Source organism: Caulobacter sp. S45 (assembly GCF_903642205.1).
Lineage (GTDB): Bacteria > Pseudomonadota > Alphaproteobacteria > Caulobacterales > Caulobacteraceae > CAHJWH01.
Genome location: NZ_CAHJWH010000025.1, coordinates 1 through 26,676 on the forward strand (window position 1 = coordinate 1; position 26,676 = coordinate 26,676).

The 26,676-nt window shown below is 68.3% G+C and carries 24 protein-coding genes; 11 read left to right on the top strand and 13 right to left on the bottom strand.

Annotated features, from left to right (window positions below; genetic code table 11):
* Nucleotides 1–1,219, bottom strand: a 1,219-nt coding sequence (locus tag HUV06_RS04560; protein WP_174300092.1) for a tetratricopeptide repeat-containing sulfotransferase family protein, incomplete at its 3' end; no start/stop codon positions are given.
* 146 nt (nucleotides 1,220–1,365) lie between these two features.
* Here HUV06_RS04560 and HUV06_RS04565 point away from each other — a divergent pair.
* The gene (locus HUV06_RS04565; RefSeq protein WP_174300093.1) at nucleotides 1,366–1,980 is read left to right on the top strand and encodes a hypothetical protein; all 615 of its coding nucleotides are present in this window, start codon (nucleotides 1,366–1,368) and stop codon (nucleotides 1,978–1,980) included.
* Between the two features lie 74 nt (nucleotides 1,981–2,054).
* Nucleotides 2,055–3,509, top strand: a complete 1,455-nt coding sequence (locus HUV06_RS04570; RefSeq protein WP_174300094.1) for a peptide MFS transporter — start codon at nucleotides 2,055–2,057, stop codon at nucleotides 3,507–3,509.
* Here HUV06_RS04570 and HUV06_RS04575 read toward each other — a convergent pair.
* The gene (locus HUV06_RS04575; protein ID WP_174300095.1) at nucleotides 3,489–5,213 is read right to left on the bottom strand and encodes a sulfotransferase; all 1,725 of its coding nucleotides are present in this window, start codon (nucleotides 5,211–5,213) and stop codon (nucleotides 3,489–3,491) included. The genes HUV06_RS04570 and HUV06_RS04575 overlap by 21 nt on opposite strands.
* 177 nt (nucleotides 5,214–5,390) lie before the next feature.
* The gene (locus tag HUV06_RS04580; RefSeq protein ID WP_174300096.1) at nucleotides 5,391–8,510 is read right to left on the bottom strand and encodes a TonB-dependent siderophore receptor; all 3,120 of its coding nucleotides are present in this window, start codon (nucleotides 8,508–8,510) and stop codon (nucleotides 5,391–5,393) included.
* A gap of 556 nt (nucleotides 8,511–9,066) precedes the next feature.
* On the opposite strand from HUV06_RS04580, the gene HUV06_RS04585 reads away from it, so the two are divergent.
* The gene (locus HUV06_RS04585; RefSeq protein WP_174300097.1) at nucleotides 9,067–9,852 is read left to right on the top strand and encodes a peptidylprolyl isomerase; all 786 of its coding nucleotides are present in this window, start codon (nucleotides 9,067–9,069) and stop codon (nucleotides 9,850–9,852) included.
* A 65-nt stretch (nucleotides 9,853–9,917) separates the two neighbouring features.
* On the opposite strand, the gene HUV06_RS04590 is transcribed toward HUV06_RS04585, so the two are convergent.
* The 3 genes from HUV06_RS04590 to efp form a co-directional block, all read right to left on the bottom strand.
* Entirely contained in the window at nucleotides 9,918–10,463 is a 546-nt protein-coding gene (locus HUV06_RS04590; protein ID WP_174300098.1) for a peroxiredoxin, read from the bottom strand.
* Between the two features lie 169 nt (nucleotides 10,464–10,632).
* Entirely contained in the window at nucleotides 10,633–12,429 is a 1,797-nt protein-coding gene (locus tag HUV06_RS04595; protein ID WP_174300099.1) for a DUF885 family protein, read from the bottom strand.
* 110 nt (nucleotides 12,430–12,539) lie between these two features.
* Nucleotides 12,540–13,106 (bottom strand): elongation factor P, encoded by a 567-nt coding sequence (efp, locus tag HUV06_RS04600; RefSeq protein ID WP_174300100.1) that lies wholly within the window; start codon nucleotides 13,104–13,106, stop codon nucleotides 12,540–12,542.
* Nucleotides 13,107–13,235: 129 nt separating this feature from the next.
* On the opposite strand from efp, the gene epmA reads away from it, so the two are divergent.
* From epmA to HUV06_RS04615, 3 genes are all read left to right on the top strand, one after another.
* Entirely contained in the window at nucleotides 13,236–14,279 is a 1,044-nt protein-coding gene (gene epmA / locus HUV06_RS04605) for an EF-P lysine aminoacylase EpmA (RefSeq protein ID WP_174300101.1), read from the top strand.
* A gap of 93 nt (nucleotides 14,280–14,372) precedes the next feature.
* Nucleotides 14,373–14,777, top strand: a complete 405-nt coding sequence (locus HUV06_RS04610) for a BrnA antitoxin family protein (protein ID WP_217433633.1) — start codon at nucleotides 14,373–14,375, stop codon at nucleotides 14,775–14,777.
* Between the two features lie 842 nt (nucleotides 14,778–15,619).
* Nucleotides 15,620–16,660: a lysine-2,3-aminomutase-like protein gene (locus HUV06_RS04615; RefSeq protein ID WP_254600878.1), complete on the top strand. Its 1,041-nt coding sequence runs from the start codon at nucleotides 15,620–15,622 to the stop codon at nucleotides 16,658–16,660.
* Nucleotides 16,661–16,918: 258 nt separating this feature from the next.
* Here the strand turns inward: HUV06_RS04615 and HUV06_RS04620 are convergent, their stop codons facing one another.
* Entirely contained in the window at nucleotides 16,919–17,293 is a 375-nt protein-coding gene (locus tag HUV06_RS04620) for a helix-turn-helix transcriptional regulator (RefSeq protein ID WP_174300102.1), read from the bottom strand.
* Nucleotides 17,294–17,417: 124 nt separating this feature from the next.
* Between HUV06_RS04620 and HUV06_RS04625 the strand changes: the two genes are divergently transcribed.
* A complete protein-coding gene (locus HUV06_RS04625) occupies nucleotides 17,418–17,684 on the top strand; it encodes a hypothetical protein (protein ID WP_174300103.1) in 267 nt (88 codons plus the stop codon).
* Between the two features lie 18 nt (nucleotides 17,685–17,702).
* Nucleotides 17,703–17,915, top strand: coding sequence for a hypothetical protein (locus tag HUV06_RS04630; protein WP_174300104.1), 213 nt, complete (start codon nucleotides 17,703–17,705; stop codon nucleotides 17,913–17,915).
* 63 nt (nucleotides 17,916–17,978) lie between these two features.
* Here the strand turns inward: HUV06_RS04630 and HUV06_RS04635 are convergent, their stop codons facing one another.
* The 5 genes from HUV06_RS04635 to HUV06_RS04655 all read right to left on the bottom strand — a co-directional run bounded on the left by HUV06_RS04635 (nucleotide 17,979) and on the right by HUV06_RS04655 (nucleotide 22,138).
* Nucleotides 17,979–18,317 (bottom strand): acyl-CoA thioesterase, encoded by a 339-nt coding sequence (locus HUV06_RS04635; protein WP_174300113.1) that lies wholly within the window; start codon nucleotides 18,315–18,317, stop codon nucleotides 17,979–17,981.
* A 68-nt stretch (nucleotides 18,318–18,385) separates the two neighbouring features.
* Nucleotides 18,386–18,949 carry an ABC-type transport auxiliary lipoprotein family protein gene (locus HUV06_RS04640; RefSeq protein WP_174300105.1) on the bottom strand — a complete coding sequence of 188 codons (564 nt, stop codon included), beginning with the start codon at nucleotides 18,947–18,949 and terminating at the stop codon, nucleotides 18,386–18,388.
* Nucleotides 18,950–19,254: 305 nt separating this feature from the next.
* A complete protein-coding gene (locus HUV06_RS04645; RefSeq protein ID WP_174300106.1) occupies nucleotides 19,255–20,193 on the bottom strand; it encodes an MlaD family protein in 939 nt (312 codons plus the stop codon).
* On the bottom strand, nucleotides 20,193–21,011 hold the full coding sequence (locus tag HUV06_RS04650) for an ABC transporter ATP-binding protein (RefSeq protein WP_174300114.1): 819 nt from the start codon (nucleotides 21,009–21,011) through the stop codon (nucleotides 20,193–20,195). The genes HUV06_RS04645 and HUV06_RS04650 overlap by 1 nt, the downstream gene beginning before the upstream one ends.
* A 5-nt stretch (nucleotides 21,012–21,016) precedes the next feature.
* On the bottom strand, nucleotides 21,017–22,138 hold the full coding sequence (locus tag HUV06_RS04655) for an ABC transporter permease (protein ID WP_174300107.1): 1,122 nt from the start codon (nucleotides 22,136–22,138) through the stop codon (nucleotides 21,017–21,019).
* Between the two features lie 408 nt (nucleotides 22,139–22,546).
* On the opposite strand from HUV06_RS04655, the gene glf reads away from it, so the two are divergent.
* The 3 genes from glf to HUV06_RS04670 all read left to right on the top strand — a co-directional run bounded on the left by glf (nucleotide 22,547) and on the right by HUV06_RS04670 (nucleotide 26,568).
* Nucleotides 22,547–24,994 carry a UDP-galactopyranose mutase gene (glf, locus tag HUV06_RS04660; RefSeq protein WP_254600879.1) on the top strand — a complete coding sequence of 816 codons (2,448 nt, stop codon included), beginning with the start codon at nucleotides 22,547–22,549 and terminating at the stop codon, nucleotides 24,992–24,994.
* Between the two features lie 139 nt (nucleotides 24,995–25,133).
* Nucleotides 25,134–25,913, top strand: coding sequence for an SDR family oxidoreductase (locus tag HUV06_RS04665; protein ID WP_174300108.1), 780 nt, complete (start codon nucleotides 25,134–25,136; stop codon nucleotides 25,911–25,913).
* A gap of 10 nt (nucleotides 25,914–25,923) precedes the next feature.
* On the top strand, nucleotides 25,924–26,568 hold the full coding sequence (locus tag HUV06_RS04670) for a TetR family transcriptional regulator (protein WP_174300109.1): 645 nt from the start codon (nucleotides 25,924–25,926) through the stop codon (nucleotides 26,566–26,568).
* Here HUV06_RS04670 and HUV06_RS04675 read toward each other — a convergent pair.
* On the bottom strand, nucleotides 26,565–26,676 hold a 112-nt coding region (locus HUV06_RS04675; RefSeq protein ID WP_174300110.1), incomplete at its 5' end, for a winged helix-turn-helix domain-containing protein. The genes HUV06_RS04670 and HUV06_RS04675 overlap by 4 nt on opposite strands.

The window sequence follows — 26,676 nt, forward strand, 5'->3', positions numbered from 1 at the left end:
GGAACAGCTTGGCCACCAGGGGCAGCCAGACGCCGTCCAGCGGGTTCTTGTCGATGAAGATGCGGCCGGCCGGTTCGACGCCATAGGCGCGCACCCGCCGCCAGTAGTCCGTGCGCAGGACCTCGGCCTGGACCTCGTCCAGCGTGGCGAGGCCATGCAGCGCCGCGTCGTCGCCGAACCACGGCTTGGCCATGCCGCGCAGCAGAGGCTGCTCCTCCAGGGCGACCACCTGGGGGTGGCTGGCCAGCACCTGCTCCAGCAGGGTGGTGCCCGAGCGCACGAAGCCGACCAGGAAGACGTGGCCGGCCGGCGCGTCAGAAGTTGACCCGGCCGGAGCCGGCGCCGCGTGCCAGTCGGCCGGATCGGCGCGCGCGAAGCTCGCCTGCAGGCGGCGGCAGAGGTCCACGCCGGGCTCCACCCCCGCTGCGGCGAGCTGCGGCCCGTGCACCGCCCAGATGGCGGCGTTGGCGCGGGCGTGCGCCTGCATGGCGGCCTCAGGCCGATCAAGACGATCCAGGGCGTCGGCGTAGAGCGAGCCGAGCGCGCCCTGGTGCAGCGCCGACAGACCGGGGCGCGACAGCCGCCGCTCCAGCCGGTCGGCCGCCGTTGAGGGCTCGCCCCGCTTCAGCTCGATGGACGCGAGGACGAGCGTCGCGGCCGGCTCGTCGAAGTCGGCGGCGAGAGCGCGGCCGGCGTAGCTCCGCGCCTGGTCCAGCTCGCCTCGGCGCAAGGCGTGGTTGGCGAGGGCGCCCAAGGCGTCCGGGTACTCCGGCGCGAGCTCGACGGCCCTGAGGTACGCGCTGCGGGCCGGCTCGGCCTCGTCCAGGGCGTCCAGAGCCAGGCCACGGCCATGATGGGCCTGGGCGTGCAGAGGCGCGGACGCCAATACCTGGTTGTAAAGCCGCAGCGCCTCGACGTCGCGTCCCTGCTGCGACAGGCATCCCGCGAGCGCGCAGAGAAGAAAGGCGTCGTCCGGCGCAAAGCGCAGGCCGGTCTCGAGCAGCCCCATGGCCTCACCGTAACGGCCCTCCACCTGACGGCGGTGTGCGAGGAGGTTGAACACCAGCGGATCGCGGCCGCCCGCCTGCAGCGCCGCTTCGGCCAGCGCAATCGCCCGGTCGACCTCACCGGCGCCGAGGGCGGCGTGGACAGCGGCGAGGCGCACAGGCCCTGGATCGGCGAGTTCGCTTCGCATGTCGTCTCCGCTGCGAGGGTCCATCCTGCCCGATCCTAAGGCTCTTCGCGGCCAAGCCCAGCCTGCAAGCCGTCCCCTGCTGCATTGTGTCCGGGAGGGTCCGGATCGCCTTGCCGCATGGGCTCCCCGGCGAGATGGTGCCGTAAGGTCGGGCGTTGCGGGAGAATGGGATGGTTTCGTTTCGGGTCAGGCGCCTGCTTCTGGGCGCGTCGGCGGCGCTGCTGGCGGCGGGGACGGCGCAGGCCCGGGACGTGGTGGTGCATGCCGGACGCCTCATCGACGGTGTGACCAAGACCGGGCGCGACCAGGTCTCCATCCTGATCCACGATGACCGCAGCACCGCGGTGCAGCCGGGCTTCGTCTCGCCGCCCGGCGCGGAGGTCATCGACCTGTCCGGCCAGACGGTGCTGCCTGGGCTGATCGACTGCCACGACCACATCACCGCCACCTGGCGCGCGGGTGACCCGATCCGGCTGGCGGTCACCCGCACCAACGAGGACGACGCCACCGGGTCGACGGTGTCCGCCCGCAACACGCTGCTGGCCGACGACGAGATCAGAGCGATCGACACCGCCCATGCCCTGCACATGAAGGCCGCCGCTCACGCCCACGGGACGCAAGCCATCGACCACGCCATCCTGCTCGGCGTCGACTCCACCGAGCATGTCTCCCGCGCGAACGCCGGCTCCGACGCCCTCTTTAAGGCGCACGGGACCTACCTGGTCCCCACCATGCTGGTGGCGCCAAGGTCTATGAGCGCGCCCGCACCCACCCTGAGGAACTGAACCCGTCGACGGCGGTGTAGGCGCCACATGCGCCGCCAACTCGCCAGCGCTCGCTCCATTCAAGGCGTCCAGGCATGACCGAGCAGACCCCACCGGCCGTCGATCCCGTCCGCCTGAAGCTGTTCCTCGGTCACCCGCGCGGTCTCGGCTATCTCACCTTTGCTGAGTCCTGGGAGCGGTTCTCCTTCTCCGGCATGCAGGCGCTCCTGGTGCTCTACATGGGCCAGCGCCTGCTCCTGCCCGGCCATGTGGAGCACGTGGCCGGGTTTGCGGGCTTCCGCCACGCCATCGAGCAGGTCTACGGCCACCTTTCTACCCAGGCGCTGGCCTCGGTGATCTTCGGCCTCTACTCGGGCGGGGTCTATCTGACGCCGATCGCCGGCGGCTACATCGCCGACCGGCTGCTGGGCCGCACCCGCACGGTGGTGATCGGGGCGCTGCTGCTCATGCTCGGCCACTTCCTCATGGCCTTCGAGCAGCCGTTCCTGATCGCGCTGGCCTGCCTGGTGGCCGGCGTCGGCGGCTTCAAGGGCAACATCGCCACCCAGGTGGGCGAGCTCTATGCGCCAGGCGACCTGCGCCGAGCCGACGCCTTCCAGCTCTACATCATCGGCATAGCCAGCGCGGCCACCGTGGCGCCGCTGGTCTGCGGCGCGCTGGGACAGGGGATCGCCTGGCACTGGGGCTTCGGCGCAGCGGGCGTCGGCATGCTGGCGAGCCTGGCGGTCTATCTCTACGGCCAGCGCTGGACCCCAGAGAGCCACCAACGCCGCGCCGTCGCCCATGCGCCGCGGCGCCGCCTGGCGCGTGGGGAGGGCCGCACCGTCCTGCTGCTGCTGGCGCTCCTGCCCGCCCTCGCCCTGTCGCTGGTGGGCAACGAGCAGATGTTCAACACCTACCTGGTCTGGGGCGAGCAGCACTACGACCTGCGGCTGATAGGCCACGCCATGCCGGTCACCTGGCTGCTGTCGCTCACCTCCATCATCGCCATCGCCTGCATGTCGGGCGTAGTGGTGTTCTGGCGCTACAGCGCGCGCTGGTGGGGCGAGGTGAACGAGATCAACAAGCTGGTGATCGGCTGCATGGTCTCGGCCACCGCTCCACTGCTGCTGGCCGGCCTGAGCGCCCAGGAGGCTGCGACCGGCCATAAGATCGGGCTGGCCTGGGCCCTGGTCTTCCACTTCCTCAACGAGATCGGCATCGCCAACGTCGTGCCGGTGGGCCTGGCGCTGTTCACCAGAGCCTCGCCCAAGGCCGTGGGCGGACTGATGGTGGGTGTCTACTACCTGCACATGTTTGTCTCCAACATGCTGGTGGGGTGGCTGGGCGGCCTGCTGGAGCGGATGAGCTCCACAAACTTCTGGCTGCTGCACGCGGCCCTGGTGGCGGGCGGCGGGATGGCGCTGCTGCTGTCCAGCCTGGTGTTCGGCCGCCTGTTAACCCCCGCCGTCGATCCGGAGCTGGTGGAGGCCCGGCCCTTCCATGAGCTGGAAGGCTCCCTCGCCCCTTCAGGCGCCGTCGCGGTCTGAAGCGCATCCCGCGGCGGTGGCGGCGCGCTTGAACGAAGGCGCGCCACCTCCGCCCTCGACATAGCCGAAGGTTCGGCTCCAAGGCTCGAGCAGGGGCTGGACGCCCTGCAGGTGCGTGGCGTAGCGCCGCCAGGTCTGCAGGCCCTGCCGGTTGACGCCGTTGCGCAGCTGGACGGCGCTGGGCGAGGAGACACGGCCCTCGCGCACACGCCGGCCGACGTCGAACATCTCCGCGCTCAGCTCCAGGCCCAGGTGATCGCAGATGCGGGCCAGCGCGCCGGGTAGATCGGCCACTAGGTCCTCGTGCCGGTAGAGCAGCACGTCGCCCGGGATCACGTCCAGATACGTCTGCACCAGGCGCATGTAGCTGTCGTAGAGGCGGGCGGCGCTCTGGAGATCAAGCAGCTCGTAGGTGTAGCTGTTCACGGCGAAGCGGTGCTTGAAGCAGCTGAGCACCACATCCTGGGGCTGGCGGAGCGAGAAGACGATCTTCGCTTCGGGGAACAGCCGCCAGAGCAGCGGCAGCTTGACGCCGTTGAAGGGGTTCTTGTCCACGAAGACCTTGCCCGCCGGCTCCACGCCGAAGCCTCGCACGCGCGCCCAGTAGTCGGCCCGGTGTCGCGACAGGGTTGAAAGGTCAGCGTGCCGCAGCCGCTCCAGACCGTTCGGCTCGCCAAGGAAGGCCTGCACACCGGAGGTGAGCGCTTCCCGCTCCTCCAGCGTGACGACGTCGTCCCGCGCCGCCAAGGCCTGTTCGAGCAGGGTGGTGCCCGACCGCATGAAGCCCATCAGGAAGACGTGCACCCTGGGCGGCGGCGGCGGCTCGCCGACGAGCGGCAACCGCCACGGCTCCGGCCGGGCGCTGAGCGTCTGGGTGCGCAGGCCCTGGAGCGTCTCCACGAGCTTCGACCGGCCGAACCGCGGCTCATGCAGGCGGCGAGTTTCGGCATTGCCTTGGGCGTAAAGGGCGAACGCCTCGGCATGGCGGCCCTGCCGCTCGCGGACGTCGCCGAGCAGTCCCAGAGCCAGGCGGCGCGCCGGACCGGGACCCGTCCCGTGAGCCAGCCAGACCTCCAGCCGCTCCGCCGCCTCATCCGGGCGACCGGCCTGCAGATCGGCCTCCGCCAGGGCGCGTGTCGCCGAGGCCATCGCGGGATCAAGCGCCAGCGCCGCCAGGGCCAGCCTGCGGCCCTCCTCCCAGTCCCCCCGTCGGGTGGCCAGCACCGACAGTTGGCCGAGCGGTTCGGGCCGCCCCGGCAGGCGCTCCGCCGCCTGGGTCAGGCTGGTGCGCGCCCCGCTCACATCGCCATCGCCGATCTGGGCCATGCCGAGCTCGTGCCAGACGCCGCCGAGATCGGGCCGCAGCGCCAGCGCCCGCCGGAAGGCGGCCATCGCCTCGCGCCCGCGGCCCAGCCGCACGAGCAGGGCGCCCTGCGCCTGCTGCAGTTCGGCGTTCTGGGGCGCTAGGCGCACGGCAGCGCTGAAGTCCTCCAGCGCGTGAAGCAAGCGCCCCTGACCCTCGGCGCGGCGGGCCCGCAGGCCATACAGCATGGGGTGGACGACGCCTGCGGCCAGCGCCTGCTCGGCCAGCCTTGCGGCCGCTTCCCCGTCTCCGCGCTGCAGCGCCGCCAGCACCTTGGCCGGGGGGGCGGCCGGCTCCGCTGCGGCCTCTGCAGCGCCTCCGTAGAGACGCTGCTCCGTCATACCGCCATCCTGCGCCTGTCCTCGCACCCGCTCATCCCGGCGGATGCCGGGACCCAGATTATAGGACACGTCCGTCATGAGTGGACCTGACTTCACTCGAAGCGCCGGGCTCTACGATCCGGGTCCGGCATCCGCCGGGATGAGCGGGCTATCTAGCCTGCCCGAAAGCCCCTCAGGTCAGAAGTCGGCCTTCAGCGTCACGAACAGCGTGCGGCCCAACGCATCGTAGACGCCGTTGAAGGTGTTGCCGTTGCCGCCCGTCTCCCCGGCGCCGACGAAGGAGCCCGAGTCGACGATGGGCGGGTCCTTGTCCAGCACGTTGTTGCAGCCGACGGTCAGGCTGAGCTGATCCTTGATCTGCCAGGCGGCGGTGAGGTCGAGGTAGGTGAAGGAGTGGATGCTGTTGTCGGCCGTGTCGGTTATGCCATAGGCGTGGTTGGTGAGCAGCGGCTGGTCGGTGTTGGCGTCCAGGTGGGTGGGGCCGACATAGCGCATCTGGGCCGATACCTGCACCGGCAGGTGCGAGGGCCGGAAGGTGAAGCGCGCCTTGCCCCTGATCTTGGGTAAGGGGTTGCCGCAGGTCAGGCCGTAGAGGCCGACGCAGTTGTAGACCGGGCCGCCGCTGACCGGCTGGGTGGTGAAGCTGTTGGTATAGGTCGTCAGGACATTGACGCTGATCGTCCCGATGTCGGGCAGACCGAACTCCTCGATCCGTTTGCGGTAGTCGCCCTCCACGTCGATGCCGTCGGTACGCAGGAAACCCGAATTGGTGTTTAGGGACGAGACGTAACCGTCCTGGCCGTAGATGGTGAAGGTGTCCGGATCCCGGTGGAACCTCTCTGCGCAGACCGCCAGATCACCCGCGACGCACTCGTTGACGAACACGTTGTTGGGAATGGACTGGATCAGGTTGCGCACGACGATGTTGAAGTAGTCCACCGATAAGGTGAACCCGCGCGACCATGACGGGGTGGGCGTGAAGACGAAACCCGCCGTTTCGGTATCCGCTCTTTCGGGCGCCAGGTTCTTGTTGCCGCCAGTGAGGCTGGAGCACTGGCCAGCGGGGCAGTCAAAGTTGTCGGCGCTGAACTTGCCGTACAGGTTTTTGGGCAATCCGGTGGCCACGCAGGCTGCGAGCGAGGCGACCGGATTGGCGCCCACGCAGGGATCGGAGCCGCCGAACAGGTCGACGTTCTGCGGCTTGAACAGCTCCACCACGTTGGGCGCGCGCACCGCCCGATTGTAGCCGGCCCGGAAGCGGATATCGGCGGTGGGCGCATACTCCATCTGCGCCTTGTAGGTGTCGGTGATGCCCGCGGTGCTGTACTGGGAGAAGCGGTAGCCGCCGTCGAACGACAGGTCCTTGACGAAGGGCAGGTCGGTGACAAGCGGCACCCGCACCTCGCCGAACAACTCGTACACGTCGAAGCTGCCCGCGTTGGGCAGGGCGCCGCTGGTGCCCGACAGGTCGGCGTCGATGTATTCCTGGTCGGGCTGGAAGACCAGGTTCTCGCGCCGGTACTCTGCGCCCAGGGCGACACCGACCCCGGTGGCGGCGTAAGGGCTCTTGATCCCGTAGCGGGTCAGGTCGCCGCTGATCGAACCGCTGACCACCTGCTCCGTCGTGGAGCCCTCTTGCAGGGCCGGCGCCGTGACATAGTTGAAGGCGGCCTGGCTGACCCCGCCCAACTGGAACACGTTGATCGGAACGCAGGCGCCGCCCGAGATGCACTTGCCGGTGGTCGGATCGACAAGCAGTGCGTTCTGCAGGCGAGACGTGGACACGTCGTTCAGCAGGAGGTTGGAGACGTTCGCCGTGCCGTATTGGCCGTAGATGTCATAGCTCCAGCCCGAGCCCAGATCGCCGCGCGAGCCGATGTTGATCTTGTAGTCCTCGTGCTGGAACCCATAGTCGCGGGGGAAGCTCGCGAAGCGGTAGCCGACCTGGTAAGCGACCTGGGTCGGGGTTCCGGCCGCCGTGCCGCAGAGCTGCGCCTGTTCGCTGGCGGCGATCAGCGGGTTGTCGCAGTTGATGTTGTAGGTGCTCGCGCCGCCCGCGCCTGTGCCGGCGAAAAACCCGCTGGGCGCGATCTGACCCACCGTCTGATCATCGTCGAACATGAATTCCGAGTAGATATCAAACATGGGGTTGATCTTGTAATCGGCGAAGTAGCCCCCGGTATAGCGGGTCTCGGAACGCTGGAAGTAGTTCGTAGCGCCATAGTTGTAGGCCGGCACATGGTTGGTGACCAAGCTCTGGCTACCGTCCGGATTGTCGTGGAACTGGTGTGTGGTGTCCACACCCAGCGCCGACAGGGCGGAGGACGGCACGAACTTGCCGTAGATGCCGTTGCTCGACCCGCCGCAGACGTGGGTGTCATAGATGTTGGCCGCAGCACTGGCTGAGGCGCCGGCGCTGATGGTGCAGGCGCTGTAGTCGTATTTGGACTCCACGATGGGCTCGAGGTGGCGATATCCGACATAGGCGGTGATGTTGCCCTTGCCGTCCGGTGCGTTGACCCCGAAAAGGGCGCTGGCCTCTTCGTTGAGGTTGTAGACTTGGTTGCCTGCGGGCGCCTGGGTGAAGCCTGCATCCGAGATCAGGCCGCGGGCCACTTGGTCGTTGTTGTCGTGCTCGGCGAAGTTGTCGGTGAACTCCAGCTCCACACCCTGGAAGTTCTTCTTCATGACGAAGTTGACCACGCCGGCGACCGCGTCGGAGCCATAGACCGCGGAGGCGCCGCCGGTGACCACCTCCACCCGGTCCACCAGCTCACTGGGGATCACGTTCACGTCCGGCACCGCGCTGGTGTAGAGGCCGGTTGGATCGCCCGGCATCAGGCGCTTGCCGTTGACCAGCACCAGGGTGCGCTTGGCGTTCAGGTCGCGCAGGTTGATGGTGGCGATGCCGTTGGAGAGGCCCGAGAGGCCAGAGGTCTGGTCGGCCGTCACCGAAGGCAGCTCGTTGATCACCTGCTCCACCGCAGTGGCGCCGATGTTGGTGAACTCCTGGCTGCCCACCACGGTGAGCGGACTGGTCGATGTCAGGCTGGGAGACCGGATGCGCGAACCGGTGACCACGACCTCGTTGGCCTGGGTCGCGGCGCCGTTGGCGCTCGTCGCCGGCAGGGCGGACGCCGCAGCTGGGCCGAAGGCCGGGGTCGCGGGCAACGGCATCTGGACGGTCTGCATAGGCGCGGTCTGGATCGCCTGGGCCAGGGCGGAACCGCCTACTGAGAGGGTCGCCACTCCCGCGATCATCGTGGACGAGAACAAGTAGTCGCGCCTTAGCTTCATCCTAAAACCGTCCCCTTGCAGATATGCGCCTGAGCGCTCGACGGCGTCTTGATTCGTCAGCGCCTCGTCCCCGGGGCACTTGGAGCCCTCCAACCCGCAAGGCCGAGGCTTTTCCCGCGCCGGCCCAAAGAAATGTCTGCTTCGTCACATTATGTCTGAAGTTTGGGCAGCCGTGTCAAAAGAGTGGCGCGCGCTCATCCACCCAATCAATGCACCGGCGTGCCTGCAGATTCCCTAAAAGGCGCGTAAAGAGGACAAATCCACGCACCCCGCCAGTTGTCCTCAAGAAGACTTCCCCTTGGCGTCTTCTCCCGCTTGAAGCTGGACGTTCAAGTTGTGTTTGATCAAGACTGCGCACGGCCTGAGCGAAGAAGCGCTCACCCATCTGGCGCACGTCGGCGGGTAGGGATAAGCTCGCCGTGCTGGACGGAGGGGATGTCATGACGTGCACCGGGCGGCTCGCAGACGGCCGGGCCGCCTTCATCCAGCCGTCGAGCTCCTGGCGCCGTCCGGCTGACGCCGCCATCACCGTTCATGCTGGCCCGGGCGGCACGCCTTGATCAGGCTGCTCCTCGCCGCCCTCCTGGCGACGGCGCCAGGATGGAGAGCCGTCGATCCCGAGAACACCCTGGTGGTGGACACGAGCCGCGGCCTAGTGATCGTCGAGCTTCGCCCTGAATTGGCGCCGCGGTCCGTCGCGCGGGTGAAGGCGCTCGCGCGCATGCACGTCTACGACGGGCTGCTGTTCCACCGGGTGCTGCCCGGCCGCTTCGCCCAGACCGGTGATCCGGACAATAAGGACGGCGGCAAGTCGAGCCTCCCCAACCTGGCGCCCGAATTTCTGGTCGACGACCTGCCGCCAAGCACTCTGAACGTCGTGCGGCGCTCCAGCGATGGGATCGAGGGCTTTGTGGGCGGCTCGCCCGTGGCCGCGCTGCAGCCCGGCGCCTCCGTGCCCGGCCACCACGGGCTGCGCGCCTGGGGAGCGATCTGCCAGGGCGTGCTCGGGATGGGTCGCGACGCGCGGGTCGACAGTGGCAACAGCGAGATCTTCTTCACCCAGACGGCCAACCGCTACCTCGACCATGACTACAGCGTGGTCGGGCGCATCCTGGTGGGGCAGGCGGCGATCGACGCCCTGGCGCCGGGCTTTCCCCCCGCTCATCCGGACCGGATGCTGGAGGTGCGCGTGCTGGCCGACATGCCGGCCGCCGAGCGGCCTCGGGTGGAAGTCATGGACGAAGCCGGCGCCGCCTTCGCGGCCCTGGTGGCGCGGACCCGTCAGGCGCGCGGCGCGGACTTCAGCCTCTGCGACGTCGAGCCGCCGGCTCGGGTGCGATAAGGCGGCAGGGAGCCACGCCCCGGGACTTAGGCCGTCGCCCTTAGATCCTTCGCCTGAAGGAGCCCCTAGCCATGCTTCGCCTCATAGGCCTTCACCGCTGCGAGGGTGTTGGCCACGTGATCGCCGGGGTTCATGTTGCTGTAGGCGTAGATCACCCTGCCGTCGGGCGCGATGACGTAGGAGGTCCGCGCCGCGTAGCCGACCAGGGCCATCTTCGCGTCATAGGACTTCGCTACCATCAAGGTAGGATCAGCCGCGACCGGGAACTTGCTCTGGCACTCCGACACCGAGAAGCGGTCCAGCTTGGCGATCTCGTCATGGCTCACGCCGATGACGGTGGCGTGCATCGCCTTGTATTGGTCGATGGCGGCGGCGAAGGCGTGAGCTTCAGCCGTGCAGCCGCCCGTGAACGCCTGAGGGTAGAAGTAGAGGACCACCGGCCCCTTCTTCAGGGCGTCCGCGAGCTTGAAGCTGAACTCGTGGCCGCCGAGAGTCGCTGGGACAGTGAAGTCCGGCGCCGCTGCACCCACGGGCAGGGCCGCTTGGGCCGGGACTGCGCAGGCGCCACAAACGACAGCCGTCAAGCCCAGGGCCGCCAACATCCGCTTCATAGTCGCTCTCCCGCCCGGGTCCGGACGAGCGGAGCTTAGGCTATTGCTGGCTCTTAGGCGAGGGCGGCCGACTCCGGCTATTTCCTTCGAGACGCGTCCTGCGAGGGACCTCAGGATGCGGAGAGGTAAGACGTCAGCTTGCTCGCGTCTCGACCCAAGCAGCGCCGCTCTACGTTCGCGCCTTCTGCACTGCGATCCAGGCATCCACCCGCCGCTCCAGGATGTTTAGCGGCATCGCGCCCTCGTCCAGCACCACGTCGTGGAAGTTGCGGTAGTCGAACCGCGGCCCCAGCGCCGCCCGCGCCCGGTCGCGGAGCTGCGCGATCTTCAGCTCGCCGATCTTGTAGCCCAGCGCCTGGGCCGGCCAGCCGATATAACGGTCGGTCTCGTTCTGGATGTTCTTGTCGGAGAGTGCGCTGTTGTCCTTCAGGCAGGCGACCGCCTGCTCCCGCGTCCAGCCCTTCCAGTGGACGCCCACGTCCATGACGAGTCGACAGGCGCGCCACATCTCCATGGAGAGCAGGCCGAAGCGGTCGTAGGGCGTCTCGTACAGGCCCATCTCCCGGGTCAGCTGCTCCGAATAGAGCGCCCAGCCCTCAACGAAGGCGGTGATGTCGCCGTCCTTGCGGAACAGCGGCGTATCCACGAGTTCCTGGCCGAGCGCGATCTGGATGTGGTGGCCGGGCGCGCCCTCGTGGCTGACCAGGGCCGGCAGCTCGTAGAGCGGCCGCTGGTCGAGGTGGGAGGTGTTGATCATCAGCCCTCCGGCCACGCCCTGCTCGGGGCTGCCGGGGTCGTAGCGGGCGGAGGTGTAGCCGTCCTCGATGGCGCGGGGCACTTCGCGCACGCCATAGGACAGGCGCGGCAGCTTGCCGAAGTAGGCGGGCAGCTGGTCGTCCACCCGCTTGGCCAGCCGGCTGGCCCGCTCCATCAACGCCTCGCGCGAGGTCAGGTAGAACTTCGGGTCGGTGCGGAGCTTCTGCAGGAACGCTGCAAACGTGCCCTGGAAGCCTGAAGCCTGGATTTCCACCGCCATGGCGGCGCGGATGCGGGCGATCTCCGACAGGCCGAGCGTGAATATCTGGTCCGGGGTCATGTCGGTGGTGGTCTCGCGCCGCACGCGGTAGGCGTAGTAGGCGCGCCCGTCCGGCAACGCGGAGGCGCCAAGCGTCGTACGGGCGTGAGGCAGGTAGTCGTCGGCGAAGAAGGCGGCCAAGCGCTGCTCGGCGGGCTTGACCCGGGCGCGGATCAGCTCCAGCGCCTGGGCGCGGAGCGCATCCCGCTGGAGCCGCATGGCGGCGGGCAGGCTGTCGAAGGGCTGCAGCAGCGGGCTCTGCTCGACCGGCAGGTCGGCCTGGGCGCGGGTGGCCTTTGCGGCGGTCTTCGCTGTGATCGAGGGGCTGACGAAGTCGGTGGCGAGCCCCCGGCGCATGTTGGCGATCTTGGTGGCGTAGTAGTCCGGCAGGGTGGCGATGCGTGTCAACCAGGCCTTGGCCTCGGCCTCGTTATGGATGCGCACGCTCTCGGCCGCGTAGGACGAGGTGACGAAGAAGCCCTCGTCATTGGTGAAGGGGATGCGGTCCTCGTCGAAGGCTGAGCCCTGGATGTCGAGGTCGAGCTGGCGGCTCAGCAGCTCCTGGTTCAAGGCGTCCTCGCCGGTGAGGACCGAGGCCGGCACGGCGTCCAGCCGGCGGCGGAAGGTACGGTTCTGCGCCAGCCGCTCCGCCTCCGCCCGGGGGCTGTCGTCGGGCCAGAGCGCCGCGGCCGCCAGATCGCCTCGCTGGCCGGCGCCGATGGGGTCGGCCTTGGCGTAGAAGGTGTCGTAGTCCTTCAGGATGGCGTGGAGCTGGTCCGGGCCAGAGGCCTGGGCCAGGGCGTGTCCGGCGATGGAAAGCACCCCCGCCGCGCCCAACCCTGCAAGCCAAGCCTGCAACGTGAACGTCTCGCCCAGCCGGCCCCCCTTCATGCGCCTCTCCGCGACCCGAACCGTCCCCCCGGCTCGCGCAGCGGCGGAGGACGCCGTCACCCTACCGGTTCAAGCCGGGTCCGCAACGGCGCGCGGCGTGCTTGACGGGTCTAGTCCTTGGCGCGTTCCGAGTACGACCCGTCCTCGGTCATCACCACGATGCGCGTGCCCACGGTGATGTAGGTCGGCACCATACAGCGCACCCCGTTGGACAGGATCGCCGGCTTGTAGGAGCCCGACGCCGTCTGGCCCTTCACCGCCGGCTCGGTCTCCACCACTTCCAGCGTCACGCGCGGCGGCAGCTCGACGGCGAGAGGAAGATCGTCGTGCACCATCAGCGAGACGGTCATGCCGTCCTGCAGATAGGCCGCGGCGTCGCCCACCATGGCCTTGGACGCGGTGAGCTGGTCGTAGGTCTCCGGGTTCATGAAGTGGAAGCCGTCGCCGTCGCTGTAGAGGAAGGTGTGGTTGCGCTCGTCCACCTCGGCGCGCTCCACAACCTCGGTAGTGCGGTAGCGCTCCGACACCTTCACCCCGTCGGAAATGCGGCGCATGTCGAGCTGGGTCACCGGCGTGCCCTTGCCGGGGTGGATGTTCTCGATGCTGAGCACGATGTAGAGCTTGCCGTCGATGTCCAGGGCGTTGCCCTTGCGAAGCGAGCTGGCGGCGACCTTCACGTATATGGTCCTCAAAGGCTGGACGGGCGCTCTTTGGGGCGCCGTTCGGGTCCGAATGGATCGGGATCGGCGCGACCTATAGCGAACGCCGCCGAAATCGCCACCCCCGCGCCCGAGAGGTCCCGCGCCTTGCCCCCGCCCTCCCCGTCCGAGCCCTGGTGGCGGCCCGACGTCCACCAGGACCGCCGCCCGCGCCTGATCGTGCGCAATGCCATCAAGCGGGCGTTCCGCGCCTGGTTCGAGGCGCGCGACTTCACCGAGGTGGAGGCCGCCGCCCTGCAGGTCTCCCCCGGCAACGAGGCGCACCTGCACGCCTTCACCACCGAGGCCATCGGCCCGGACGGGACGCGCACGCCGCTCTATCTGCACACCTCGCCGGAGTTCGCGGCCAAGAAGCTGCTGGCGGGGGGCGAGCGGCGCATCTTCGACTTCGCCCGGGTCTGGCGCAACCGCGAGCGCGGACCCCTGCACCACCCCGAATTCACGCTGCTGGAATGGTACAGGGCGGAGGAGCCCTACGAGACCCTGATGGCCGACTGCGAGGCCCTGCTGACCCTGGCCGCCGACACGGCCGGGGTGGAGGCCTTCGCCTTCCGGGGCGGAACCTGCGATCCGCGCGCGAGGCCGGAGCGGCTGAGCGTGGCCGAGGCCTTCACGCGCCATGCCGGGATCGACCTGCTGGCGACCCTGTCCGGCGGGACCGGCGCGGATCGCGACGCCCTGGCCGCCGCGGCGGCCCAGGCCGGCGTGCGCACGGCCGGGGACGACACCTGGTCGGACGTGTTCAGCCGCGTGCTGGTGGAGCGCATCGAGCCGCGGCTGGGCCGAGGCGCGCCCACCATCCTCTACGAATACCCGACGGTGGAGGCGGCCCTGGCGCGGCGCACCGCCCGCGACCCGCGCCTGGCCGAACGCTTCGAGCTCTATGCCTGCGGCGTGGAGCTGGCCAACTGCTTCGGCGAGCTGACCGACCCCGCCGAACAGCGCCGCCGCTTCGAAGCCGAGATGGCGGAAAAGGCCCGCCTCTACGGCGAACGCTATCCGCTCGACGAAGACCTGCTGTCCGCCCTCCCCCTCATGCCCCCGGCCAGCGGCGCCGCCCTCGGCTTCGACCGCCTGGTCATGCTGGCCACTGGCGCGGGGCGGGTGGAGGAGGTGATCTGGACGCCATGACGACACCCGATCCGCCCTTATAATGACGGGTAGTGACGGTCCTTAGACGCAACCGCAGCAGTCAGGCGCCCCTGTCCTCATCCCGTCTTAAGGGTGGCGCACACCCTGCTTGAAGAGGACGAGGATGGAACAGAGATCGAGGTCACTCCGCATCATCTCGGCGCGGAGGGGCCACGCGTGCAGAACGAAGACGCTATGGAAACCAGCCTCATTAGCCACACCTTGGATCTGGCGGCCCTCCCCCCGCTCACCGGGAGGCAGAAAGCGGAGCTGGCGGCGCTGGCCGCACTGGCGGAGTCCGATATCGACACGAGCAATATTCCTCCGCTGCCGGACGAGGCATGGACGAACGCCGTGCGGGGCCGCTTCTACAAACCGCGCAAGACGTCCACCACCGTGCGCCTGGACGCCGACGTGCTGGCGTGGCTCCGCTCCCACGGCCGCGGCTACCAGACCCGCCTCAACGCCATCTCCGCCGCGAAATGCTGGCGACGCTGAAGGACGGCTGAGGCTGAGACGCGCGTTCGACGAGGAGCAGACCCATTGAGAGTTGGTTAGAGGTAGTTTTTCAACTCTACAAATTCATCAGCCTACTCTGCGTGCATCAGGTGCGCCCGTCATGGAAATGAAGGTCATCCAATTAGCTCGATCGTAACCAATCTGAACCTCCGTCCCTTCCTTGTAGAAGACGAGCCTAGGGTTCTCAGGTTCAAGTGCTTTAGTCTCAGAAGGAGAGTGGCCACTTTCAGCTAAACCTTCAGCGAGCTGCTGAATAGCGATGCAAAAGCCAGACGAGCGGATCAATCGGGGATGGGCGACGTGAAACATCGCGTCGGGATTTTATCTGCTAATCATCATGTCGAAATACCAGTCTTTGCCGGCCTCCGCGTCGTAAAAGGCATATCTCGACTGTCGCGGAGAGGTCGGCTTCACCTCGGTCAAATGCACGCCCAGGACATTCTCGACGTCTTTCGCCTTCAGCTGGCGCTGAGGCATGTCAACAAAACGGATCAACTTGCTTGCAAGATCATCAGCCGTGCGGGGGTAATCGTCTGGACTTAAAACTCGCGATGCCTCAGTCACAGGCGTCGGCGACCTAACCGGAGCGCAGGGCATGGCCGCCCAGACTTGGGCTTGAACGAGGCCTGCGGCTATCAAGCTCGTCAAGCTATACGACGTCATCTCACCCTCAGATCAGTACCGGATTTTTCGTCTTCAGGTGGGTCGTGTCAACGGCTGCGTTGGGTCTTCTCGGTCGCCAGCTCTTCAAAATAGCCTACATCCACCCTTCCCGCGCCCCACGTTTGCCTCGCCCTTCCCGTCCCGCCATACCTGCGCCCGTGAAGCCGCTCCGCACCCCCGCCGACCTCCTGCACGCCGGCCTCGTGGCGGCTGAAGCGCTGCCCGGTCTGGAGCGGGTGGCGGCGCGGTATGCGGTGGCGGTGACGCCGGCCATGGCTGGGCTGATCGACCCCGCCGACCCGCACGACCCCATCGCCCGCCAGTTCCTGCCCCAGCCGTTCGAGCTGGACGCCACGGCCGAGGAGCGCGCCGATCCCATCGGCGACGGGGCGCACAGTCCGCTCGCCGGCGTCGTGCACCGCTATGCGGACCGGGTGCTGCTGAAGCTCACCCACACCTGCGCCACCTACTGCCGGTTCTGCTTCCGCCGCGAAGTGGTGGGGCCCGGCGGCGGGGGCGAGCTGGCCGGCGAGGCGCTGGAAGCGGCCATGGCCTACATCGCCGCCGATCCGGCCATCTGGGAGGTGATCCTGACCGGCGGCGACCCGCTGATCCTCTCCGCCCGGCGGCTGGGCGCGGTGATGGCGCGGCTGGAGGCGATCGAGCACGTCAAGGTGGTGCGGCTGCACACCCGCATCCCCGCCGTCGATCCCGCCGCGGTCACGCCGGAGCGGATGGCGGCGCTGAAGGGGCGGCGGACGGCGGTCTATGTGGTGCTACACGCCAACCACCCGCGCGAGCTGACGCCTGCAGCGCGCGCCGCATGCGCGAGGCTTGTCGACGCCGGCGTGCCGATGCTCAGCCAGAGCGTGCTGCTGAGGGGCGTCAACGACGATCCCGTCACGCTTGAAGCGCTGATGCGCGCCTTCGTGGAGACGCGGATCAAGCCCTACTACCTGCACCATGCCGACCTCGCGCCCGGCACCGCACACTTCCGAACCACGCTGCAGGACGGACAGACGCTGATGAAGAGATTACGTGGTCGCGTATCGGGCCTGTGCCAGCCGACCTATGTGCTCGACATCCCGGGCGGCTACGGCAAGGCGCCGGTGGGACCGTGTTACCTGCACAATTTGGAGGATGGGGTGGAGGTCGAGGCGCCGGGCGGCGCGCGCCACGCCTATCCGCCGGAGACGTGACTGCGTCCGTTCCTGACGCATGCCAAATCCAGACTGCTCGCAGGAGGGACGAACTCCCTTTTCCTCAGAAAGAACCGAGCGCGGATGAGCCAAGGCACGATCGCCAGTCTTAGCCTCATCAAGATCTGCGATGAGGCGCTATTTTCCACATATGTACGTTGGACGTAAGCGTTCTGCCTAAACATTCCCGCATCGATGCGGACGATCGCGTGCGATTAACAGGAGACTGCTTACACCCGGCGCAAGCCGTGTCGGCTTTCATGCCACCGCACGCGTGCGGTGGAGCGCCTTCATGACCTCCACGGCCTGAGCGCGCTCGCGGGGCTTCAACTGCTCCCAGATCGTCCAAAGTCCCTCGGGGTCCGACGGGTCGCGCATGATCAGGCTTGCACGATCGGTCCGATAGACCTGGGCTAAAAGTTCCAGCAAAACCTGGTTGTAGGGTAGCTTTCCGCGTTCGATCCGACTGAGGGTGGCGTGGGTCATGCCAATGGGCCGGACCGAAGATGCGCCATCGAGGCGCGCCTCCGATGCGCGCTCGATACGGTCGGCAGCCTGCTCCAGGGTCAGGCCGCTCGCCTTGCGCCATTCGCGCAGGTAGTGGCCCGGATGGGCTTCGTCGTCCGTCGCCATGTGCGCAGGATGCAAAATGTCGCTTCGACTGTCCAGCCGCCCTGTCGGAGCCCGCTCGGGTTGACTCGCATGTACGTCCAGCGCACACACCAGGCGTTCCTGTTTCGTTCTGTGGAGTTGTCCGATGTCAAAGCCGTCTCAGGGGCTGAGAGCCCTCGCCTCCATGCTGGAGACCGTCATCCCCGAGCTCACCCCCGCCGCCCAGACGGCGCTCGGGGGCGCCGCCTCCAGCCTGCACCAAGCCGCCGACGCCCAGGCTGCGGCGGAGGCCGCACGTCTAGGCGGCCCCTTGGTGGGGCCGCTGCTGGGGGTGTTCGCCAGCGCCATGGTTGACGGCTTCTTCTCGCTGTTCCAGGCGCGCGCCACTCCCGCCGCGACCTCCGCAGGTTGAGCCAGGGAGGCGCAGACGATGATCGCTCCCCGCTACCGCCGCCCTCGCAACAGCCTCTCGCCGGAAGACGTGGCCCGGCTCGTCCGCATGCGCGACCAGGGCGCCACCTGGAAGGAGATCGGACGCACCTTCGCCAAGCAGGACGGCGCCTGCAAATCCATCTTCGACAAGGCCAAGGGGCAGGCGCTTCAAGGCTATAGGCCCGACCCGCACGCCAGCGCGCCGGCCTGATCCACTCCGGCCGTCAGGCCGGGGATGCGCGGGCGGCGTCGGGAGGCGTCGCCCCTTTTTTCCCTAGTCTTCCGGCGGCAGGGGGCGTGGCCGCCGCTCGCCGTCGATGGCGATGTAGACGAAGACGCCCTGGGTCACCTTGTAGACGTCGCGTCCGTCACGCCGCCGCCGCCAAGCCTCCACTGACACGCGGACGGACGTTCGGCCCACATTCAGCAGCCGGGCGAACAAGCTGACCTCGTCGCCGACAAAAACCGGGCTGATGAAGCTCATGCCGTCGATGGCGACCGTCACGCAGCGGCCCTGGGCGCGACGGAAGGCGACGGTGGCGCCGGCCAAGTCCATCTGCGAGACCAGCCAGCCGCCGAAGATGTCGCCTTCGGGGTTGGTGTCGGACGGCATGGCGATGGCGCGCAGAACCGGCTCCTCCGCCGGCCAGCCGAGCGGCTCCGTGGCGCCGTCCTGAGGGCTCACTGGGGAAGGCGCCTCGAGGCGCGGACTGGCGGCGGGGGAAGTGCGGTCGGTGCGGCGGGGTCCAGCTCGGCGGCGATGACCGGGGTATGGGCTTGGGTCCAGTCCACCGCCTGGGCCATGACGCCCTGCACCGCGGCGTCATAGGCCTGGACGATGGCGGAGACGCGGTCCTGCGCAGCGGGACGGCGTTCGGTGAAGACTTGCTGCAGCAGCTGACGACCGTCCGCCCGGGTCAGGGTGGCGCGTAGGCTGACCACCACCGTCGGGGCGCCCCCCGCGGTCGGGTCGTAGCGGGCGTCGAACTCGGTGACGTCGAGCCGCAGCAGGGCGGTGGCGGCGCCGAGCTGGCCGCGGTCGATCAGGCGCACGGTGGTGGCGCGGGTGGCGAACGCGTTCTGCACGTCCTCCTGGAACATCAGCACCGCGGGCGTCAGCCAGCGCGCCCCGGCGATATAGGCGGCCTCGTCGCCCCGGGCGGTGAGGATACCGTCGCCGAGCGCCGCGCGGGGCAACGTCACCTGGCTGAGGATCACGCCGAGGGCGGCCTGGCCGCGGCCCACGACCAAGCTGGGCGGCGAAGAGGCTGGCGGTGGCGTCTGGCCGAACTGGTAAAGCTGCGCCGGCGTCTGTTTGGGCAGCAGCGAAACGCAGCCCGAAAGTCCGATGGAGGCGGCTAGAGCGGCAAGCGAGACCCATCTCCTCCCCTGCGCAGCGGGGGAGGTGGAGCGGCGCGCAGCGCCGTGACGGAGGCGGCGGCGCCGCCGCTGCAGCGTCCAACTCGATGAGGCAGCGCCGGCGACGCCTCCCTCGCCAGGCTTCGCCTGGTCCCCTCCCCCCGCTTCGCAGGGGCAGAGATGAAGACGCCTCATGGCTCCACCTGCACGGTCTTGGCCGGCGACTTGGTCAGCAGTTGGCGGGGGTTCTGCTCCACCTCGCCGACCAGACGGTCCAGCGACTCCGCCGCGGTCTGCAGCGAGATTACCGTGCGTGAAAGCTGCGGCAAGCCGTTGTCGGCGAAGTCGGTGGTCGGTCCCTGCAGCTTGCCGATCAGGGTGCGGGCGTCGATGGCGGTCGCCTTCAGCTGGGTGGCCGCGGAGTCGAGGTTGGCCAGGGTGCGCCTGCCGTCGCCAGTGAGCATGTCGTTGGTGTTCAGCGCCAGGGTGTCGATGTGCTGGGATGAGACGGTGACGCTCTTCAGCGTTGTGTCCAGGTCGGCGAGCAGCTGGGTCTGGTTCTTCACCAGGCCCGTGGCGTCGCGGACATTGGCCAGGGTGGCGCTGAAGGCCGCCTCGTTCCTGTCCGACAGCAAGGTGTTCACCCGATCCAGCGCCTCCACCGAGCGGGCCAGCACGTCCCCGCCTCCGGCCAGCAGACCCTCCAGCGCGCTCTGGGTGGTGTGGATGACCGGGATCAGGCCGCTGGGCGTCACATCCTTGAGCAGCGGGCGGTTGGGGCTGCCGGCGGTGATCTGGATGTAGTTGACGCCAGTGATGCCCATCGGCTCCAGCGAGCCCATGGAGTCGGTTTTCACCGGCGCGTCGGAGGTGATGCGGATGCGGGCAACCACGCGGTTGGGATCGCCGCGGTCCAGCGACAGCTTGGTGACGCCGCCCACTTTGATGCCATTGAAATAGACTTCGCCGCCTGAGGAGAGGCCTCGCACCGGCCCTTTGAAGTCGACGTCGTAGACGGCGTACTGGTTGGTGAACTGCGCCCTCGCCAGCCAGACCACGAAGACCAGCAGGCCGACGAACAGCGCCGCCGACACCGCGCCCACCAGAGCATAGTGGGCGTTGCGCTCCATCAGGCCGCGCCCAGGGCGTGGCCGGCCTGCGCCGCGCGGCCCCTCGGGCCCAGGAAGTAGGCCTTGATCCAAGGGTGCTCGGAGCGTTCCAGCTCCGCCAGAGGGGCCGCGGCGACGATCTTGTGGTCAGCGATCACCGCCACCCGATCGCAGAGCGCGTACAGGCTGTCCAGGTCGTGGGTGATCAGCAACACCGTCAGGCCGAGCGCGGAGGACAGCTCCCCGATCAGCCGATCGAAGGATTGGGCGCCGATCGGGTCGAGGCCAGCGGTCGGCTCGTCCAGGAACAGCAGCTCCGGGTCCAGCGCCAAAGCGCGCGCCAGACTGACCCGCTTGCGCATGCCGCCGGAGAGTTCGGCGGGTTTCATCCCGGCGACTTCGGGGCCAAGGCCCGCCAGGGCGATCTTCAGCTCGGCCAGCGCCTCCACCTGGCGACGCGGCAGGCGGGTGTGCTCGCGAAGCGGAGCGGAGACGTTGTCGCGCACGTTGAGCGCCGAGAACAGGGCGCCGCCCTGGAACAGCACGCCCCACCGGGCCTCCAGCTCACGCTGCTCCCGCTCGCCGGCACGGCCTACGTCGATCCCCAGCACCTTGACCTGCCCGGCGTCCGGCTCGCGAAGGCCGATGAGGGTGTTCAGCAGCACCGACTTGCCCGCGCCCGAGCCGCCGACAAGGCCGAGGATCTCGCCCTTGCGCACGGTCAGGTCTAGCCTGTCGTGCACCAGATGCGAGCCGAAGCGCGACACCAGGCCGCTCACCTCGATCGCCGGCTCGGCCGCAGCTCCGTCCTCGGAGAGTCGTGCGGCGGCGGTCTGCACCGCGCTCACAGGCCGAGACCCGTGAACAGCAGGGCGAAGGCGGCGTCGGTGATGATGATGGCGAACAGGGCCTGGACCACGGCGGTGGTCACGCGGCGGCCTAGGCTCTCCACGTCGCCCGCCACCTCCATGCCCTGGCGGCAGCCGATGGCGGCGATGATCATGGCCATGACCGGAGCCTTGCAGATGCCGGTGTAAAACTGCGTGACGCCCACATTGTCCAGCATCCGCTGCAGGAAGAAGGCCGGCGAAAGGCCGACCACTGCCCAGACCACCAGCACGCCCCCCGCGAGCCCCGCGATCATGGCCACGAAGGTCAGCAGCGGCGTCATGACCAAAAGCGCGATGAAGCGCGGGATGATCAGGGCCTCAAACGGGTCCACGCCCATGACCTGCATGGCGTCGACCTCCTGGTTCATCCGCATCGCCCCGATCTCGGCGGCGAAGCTGGAGGCGGAGCGCCCGGCCAGGATGATGGCGGTGACCAGCACCCCGAACTCCCGCAGTACGCCTATGCCCACCAACTCCACCGCGAAGATCTGGGCGCCGAACTGGGCCAGCAGGTCGGTGCCCAGGAAGGCGATTGTGGCGCCCACGAAGAAGGTGGTGGTGGCCACGATCGGCAGGGCGTCCAGCCCCGCCCGCTCCATCAGCGACACGGTGGGGGCGAGGCGGAACCGGCGCGGGTCGATGGCGAGCCGGGCCAGCGCGCTCAGCAGCCGGCCGTAGAAGATGAAGGTGTGGTAGAGTTCGTGGCCCAGGTGCGCCACGCCCTGCCCCAGCCTGACAAGCAGGCCGTAGAGGCCGGCCGGAACCGCCGCCCCGAGCGCCGGAGCCGGTTTGTCGCGCTGTGCGCCTTGGACCAGGGCCAGCAGGGCGCGTACGTCCGGCCTGTCTCCAATGGCGTCCAGGGGCGGCGCGGCGCCTGCATTGAGCAGAGCCACCGCGCCGGCGGTGTCGAATCGGCCGAGTTGCGCCAGGCTCAGAGTCGAGGGCGGACGGCCCCGGGCGGCGTCCGCAAGGCGTGCGCCGGCGCGCCCGAGGCCCGTCGCTGTCCAGTCGCCGCTCAGGACCAGGGTCGCCCCTTGCCCGGCCTGCTGCAGCTCGAAGTCGGCCGGTAGATCCATCCAAACCCTTGCTCGTGTGCAGGAGGCGCCTGGAAGCTAGGCCCCCGAGATAACTCCTGCACGCGTCCGCGGCGCCGTGGCCCGGATCACGCCGCCATTATCGCCAAGCTGAGCCGCGCGCGCCAGCAAAGTCTTGCACAACGCGCCCACAGCGAGCATACGAAGCTAGGCTGACCGCAAACATCGATCCTTGAGCGCGCGCTATTTCGGAAATACTGGGCCGGAGTTATCAACGGTCGCCGTTCGGCTTGATGTCTCCGCTGGAACGACCCGCCTGGACAGCCTATCTAACATTTGACTTCCGCTCGTTGTTACTGTCGCACCTGGATGGTCTGCTCGGGAACGCTTTTCTGGCGGAAACGTTAAAGTCGCGACACCTCTGTTCAACATCAGTTCAGGATGCCGACCTTGCACGACAAGTCGCCGCGTTTCGTCTCGCCCGCCGTAGCCTCTTCCATCATCGCGCCGACATTTTTCGGGCACCGCGGCGGCGACAGCCTGATCTGCTTCTCCCACCTGCGTTGGAAGTTCGTGTTCCAGCGGCCCCAGCACCTGATGACCCGCTTCGCCCAGTCCAAGCAGGTCATCGTGTTCGAGGAGCCGATGCCCGCAACCGGGACGACGGCGAGCCTGGACCGCTACGAACAGGCCGGCGTGACGGTGGTGACGCCGATGCTGCCTGAAGGCCTGTCGCCCGACGAGGTCGTCATCACGGTGCGTGGCCTGCTGGACGGCCTGATCGCCGAGCACGGCATCGAGAAGCCCATCGCCTGGTACTACACCCCCATGATGCTGGAGTTCTCCCGCCACGTGGCGGAGGGCGCCGCGGCGGTGGTCTACGACTGCATGGACGAGCTCGCCGCCTTCAAGTTCGCGCCGGAGCGGCTGAAGCAGCTTGAGCGCGACCTCGTCGGCCTGGCCGACGTGGTCTTCACCGGCGGCTACAGCCTGTACGAGGCCAAGCGCGGCTGGCACGCCAACATCCACCCCTTCCCCTCCAGCGTCGACCGCCCCCACTTCGCCAAGGCGCGTAGCCTGACCGCCGCCGACGATCCCGCCGACCAGGCCGCCCTGCCCCACCCGCGGCTCGGCTTCTACGGCGTCATCGACGAGCGGATGGACCTGAAGCTGGTCGGGGAACTCGCTGACGCCCACCCGGAATGGTCCATCGTCATGGTGGGCCCGGTGGTAAAGGTCGATCCCGCAGCCCTGCCTAAGCGGGTCAACATCCACTACCTCGGCGGCAAGAGCTATGACGAGCTGCCGATCTATCTGGCCGGCTGGGACGTGGCGCTGGCCCCGTTCGCCATCAACGAGTCCACCCGCTTCATCAGCCCCACCAAGACGCCGGAATATCTGGCCGGCGGCAAGCCCGTGGTCTCCACCGCCATCGTGGACGTGAAGCGCCACTACGGCGAGCTGGAGGCCGTCTGCGTCGCCGACACCCACAAGGCCTTCATCGCCGGATGCGAGAACGCCCTGGCGCTCGCCAAGTCCAAGACCAGCACCTGGCTTGAGGCGGTGGACGAGGCGCTGGCCGAGCTGTCGTGGGACAACACCTATGCCAGCATGGCCGCCCTGGTGGACGAAGCGGTGGTGCGCCATTCGCAGGAAGCCAAGGCGCAATCCAACGTCACCGCGGCCAGCGCACCGGCCAAGGACGCGGGCTCCAGCCTGGCGGCTCCGGCCGTCCTGCCCGCCGGCCGCAAGAGCCACTTCGATGCGCTCGTCGTGGGCGCAGGCTTCGCCGGCTCGGTGATCGCCGAGCGGCTGGCCGCGGGCTCCAACAAGAAGGTGCTGCTGATCGACCGCCGTCCGCACGTGGCCGGCAACGCCTTCGACGTGCACGACGAGGCCGGCGTGCTGATCCACCAGTACGGCCCCCACATCTTCCACACCAATTCCGACGAGATCGTGCGCCATCTCAGCCGGTTCACCGGCTGGCGCACCTACGAGCACCGGGTGCTGGCGAGCGTGGACGGCAAGCTGGTGCCTATCCCGATCAACCGCACCACGATCAACATGCTCTATGGACTGAACCTGACCACCGACGAGCAGGCGGCCAACTTCCTGGCCTCCCGCGCCGAGCCCGTGGCCCAGATACGCACCTCGGAGGACGTTGTGGTGTCCGCCGTCGGCCGCGAGCTCTACGAGAAGTTCTTCCAGGGCTATACGAGGAAGCAGTGGGGCATCGATCCCTCGGGGCTGGATCGCTCGGTCACCTCGCGGGTGCCGACCCGCACCAATGTTGACGACCGCTACTTCAACGACAGCTTCCAGGCCATGCCGCGCCTGGGCTTCACCCACATGTTCGAGAACATGCTGGACCACAAGAACATCACCATCGAGACGCAGACCGAGTTCGCTGACGTCAAGGACCGGGTCCTCTACGACCAGCTGGTGTTCACCGGCCCCGTCGACGAGTTCTTCGGCCACCGCTTCGGCAAGCTCCCCTACCGCAGCCTGCAGTTCAAGCATGAGACCCACGACATGGAGGAGTTCCAGTCCGTCGCCGTGGTCAACTATCCCCACCCGGACGTGCCCTACACCCGCATCAGCGAGTACAAGCACCTCACCGGCCAGAAGCACCCCAAGACCTCGATCACCTACGAGTACCCGAGCGCCGAAGGCGACCCCTACTACCCGATCCCCAACGCCGAGGCGCAGGCGCTCTACAAGAGGTACGAGGCGCTGACGAGCACGCGGCCCGACGTGGCCTTCGTCGGCCGGCTGGCCACCTACCGCTACTACAACATGGACCAGGTGGTGGGTCAGGCGCTCGCCACCTACCGCAAGGTGCTGGAGAAGCCGGCGTCGGTTTCCACGCGGGATGTGGGGGCGGCCGCCCGCGCCTGATCTCTAAATTCGGCCAGAACATGCACCGCCGCCTCCGGGCGGCGGTGTTTGCACGCGTCGCGACAAGCCCGCCACATGAGCTCTCTTGACGATGACCAGCGGTCATCTATAAATGACCGACAGTCATTGAGGGATCGGCGTGGACGAGGAAAAGACTTGGGCGATCGTCACGGGCGCATCCAGCGGCCTCGGCGCGGAGTTCGCCACGGCCTTGGCGGCCAGGGGCGTGTGTCCCGTCCTAGTCGCCCGGCGTGATGCGCCCATGCGCCAGCTCGCCGCCCGGCTGCACCAGGATCATGGCGTCGACGTCCATGTGGAGCCGTTGGACCTCGGAGACCCCGGTGCGGCCGCAGACCTGCACCAAAGGCTGCGACAGAAGGGGATCAGGCCTGACATCCTGATCAACAACGCCGCCTTCGGCCTAAGCGGGCGGTTCCTCGAGCAGGACCCCGGACGGCTGCGCGCCATGCTCCAGCTTGACGTCGTCGCCGCCACAGAACTCACCCAGGTGTTCGGGCGCGACATGGCCGAGCGTGGCCGGGGCCACATCCTTCTGGTGGCGAGCCTGGCCGCGCACCAGCCCACGCCGCTCCTCGCCGCCTATGGCGCCGCCAAGTCCTACATCCTGGCCTTCGGGGAGGCGCTGCACGTGGAGCTCGGGCCGGCTGTGAAGGTGACGGTGCTGTCGCCCGGATTGATGCAGACGGAGTTCTTCGACGTGTCAGGCTATGCGCCCAAGGCTTCCCTGCGCCGGACCATGCTGCCCGCCTCTCAGGTGGCCAGGATCGGCCTGGACGCGCTCTTCGCCGGCAAGCCCAGCGTGGTGGCCGGCGCGCTGAACGCGGTCATGGCCTTCAGCGCGCGCCTGATGCCGCGCCACACCGCCGCGGCCATGGCCCTTCGGATGGCGGAGGGCTAGTCTCCCGTCCATGGCGCGACGCGCGATGGCGGTCCAGGACAAGCAGGCGCGGCGAGAGGTCATCCTCCAGGCCGCGGCCACTCTCTTCGCAGAGAGAGAAGACGGCCTGCCGTCCGCCTCCGAGATCGCCGCAAAGGCAGGTCTCGCCAAGGGCACCATCTACATCTACTTCCAGACCAAGGAGGAGATATTCGTCGCCCTGCTCGCCCTGGAGCTCCAGGCGCTGTTGAACGAAGTGGCTCACGTCTTCGCCTCGGCTGACGCGCCGCCAGGGACCAAGGTGGCGGCGTTCATCGACCTCTATGCGCGGCACCTGGAGCGCCGTCCCGAACTGCTGCGCATGGACGCCCTCGGCTACGGCGTCCTGGAGGCCAACCTGGACGCAGAGAAAAAGCTCGCGTTCAAGCTGGGCTTCGCCGGCAGGCTGGCCGACACGGGGCGCGTGATCGAGGCCGCCCTCGCACTCTCGTCCGGGCGCGGCGGTCAGCTGCTGATGCGCAGCTTCGCCCTGACGCGCGGCCTCTGGCAATCCACCGGCGCGGCGGCGGCGTCCTTCGCTGGTGATGTCCGACTCGGCCTCCTGTACGCGGACTTCCAGAGCGAACTTCGCGACGCGCTGGCGGAATATTGGCGCGGGGCCCTGATGGACGGCTAGGCCGCCTCCCCCTTCAGCGGCAGGATGCGGTAGCCCAGCCCCCGCACCGTCTCGATCCGATCCGGACCGATCTTCTTGCGCAGGCGGCCGACGAAGACCTCGATGGTG

Excerpts from the sequence above, each read along its gene's own strand:
- HUV06_RS04595 (WP_174300099.1), bottom strand. The coding sequence starts at position 12,429 with ATGAAGGGGGGCCGGCTGGGCGAGACGTTCACGTTGCAGGCTTGGCTT.
- HUV06_RS04620 (WP_174300102.1), bottom strand. The coding sequence starts at position 17,293 with ATGGCGACGGACGACGAAGCCCATCCGGGCCACTACCTGCGCGAATGG.
- HUV06_RS04635 (WP_174300113.1), bottom strand. The coding sequence starts at position 18,317 with ATGCCGTCCGACACCAACCCCGAAGGCGACATCTTCGGCGGCTGGCTG.
- HUV06_RS04630 (WP_174300104.1), top strand. The coding sequence starts at position 17,703 with ATGATCGCTCCCCGCTACCGCCGCCCTCGCAACAGCCTCTCGCCGGAA.
- HUV06_RS04655 (WP_174300107.1), bottom strand. The coding sequence starts at position 22,138 with ATGGATCTACCGGCCGACTTCGAGCTGCAGCAGGCCGGGCAAGGGGCG.
- HUV06_RS04580 (WP_174300096.1), bottom strand. The coding sequence starts at position 8,510 with ATGAAGCTAAGGCGCGACTACTTGTTCTCGTCCACGATGATCGCGGGA.
- HUV06_RS04670 (WP_174300109.1), top strand. The coding sequence starts at position 25,924 with ATGGCGCGACGCGCGATGGCGGTCCAGGACAAGCAGGCGCGGCGAGAG.
- HUV06_RS04645 (WP_174300106.1), bottom strand. The coding sequence starts at position 20,193 with ATGGAGCGCAACGCCCACTATGCTCTGGTGGGCGCGGTGTCGGCGGCG.
- HUV06_RS04625 (WP_174300103.1), top strand. The coding sequence starts at position 17,418 with ATGTCAAAGCCGTCTCAGGGGCTGAGAGCCCTCGCCTCCATGCTGGAG.
- HUV06_RS04565 (WP_174300093.1), top strand. The coding sequence starts at position 1,366 with ATGGTTTCGTTTCGGGTCAGGCGCCTGCTTCTGGGCGCGTCGGCGGCG.
- HUV06_RS04575 (WP_174300095.1), bottom strand. The coding sequence starts at position 5,213 with ATGACGGAGCAGCGTCTCTACGGAGGCGCTGCAGAGGCCGCAGCGGAG.
- HUV06_RS04590 (WP_174300098.1), bottom strand. The coding sequence starts at position 10,463 with ATGAAGCGGATGTTGGCGGCCCTGGGCTTGACGGCTGTCGTTTGTGGC.
- HUV06_RS04570 (WP_174300094.1), top strand. The coding sequence starts at position 2,055 with ATGACCGAGCAGACCCCACCGGCCGTCGATCCCGTCCGCCTGAAGCTG.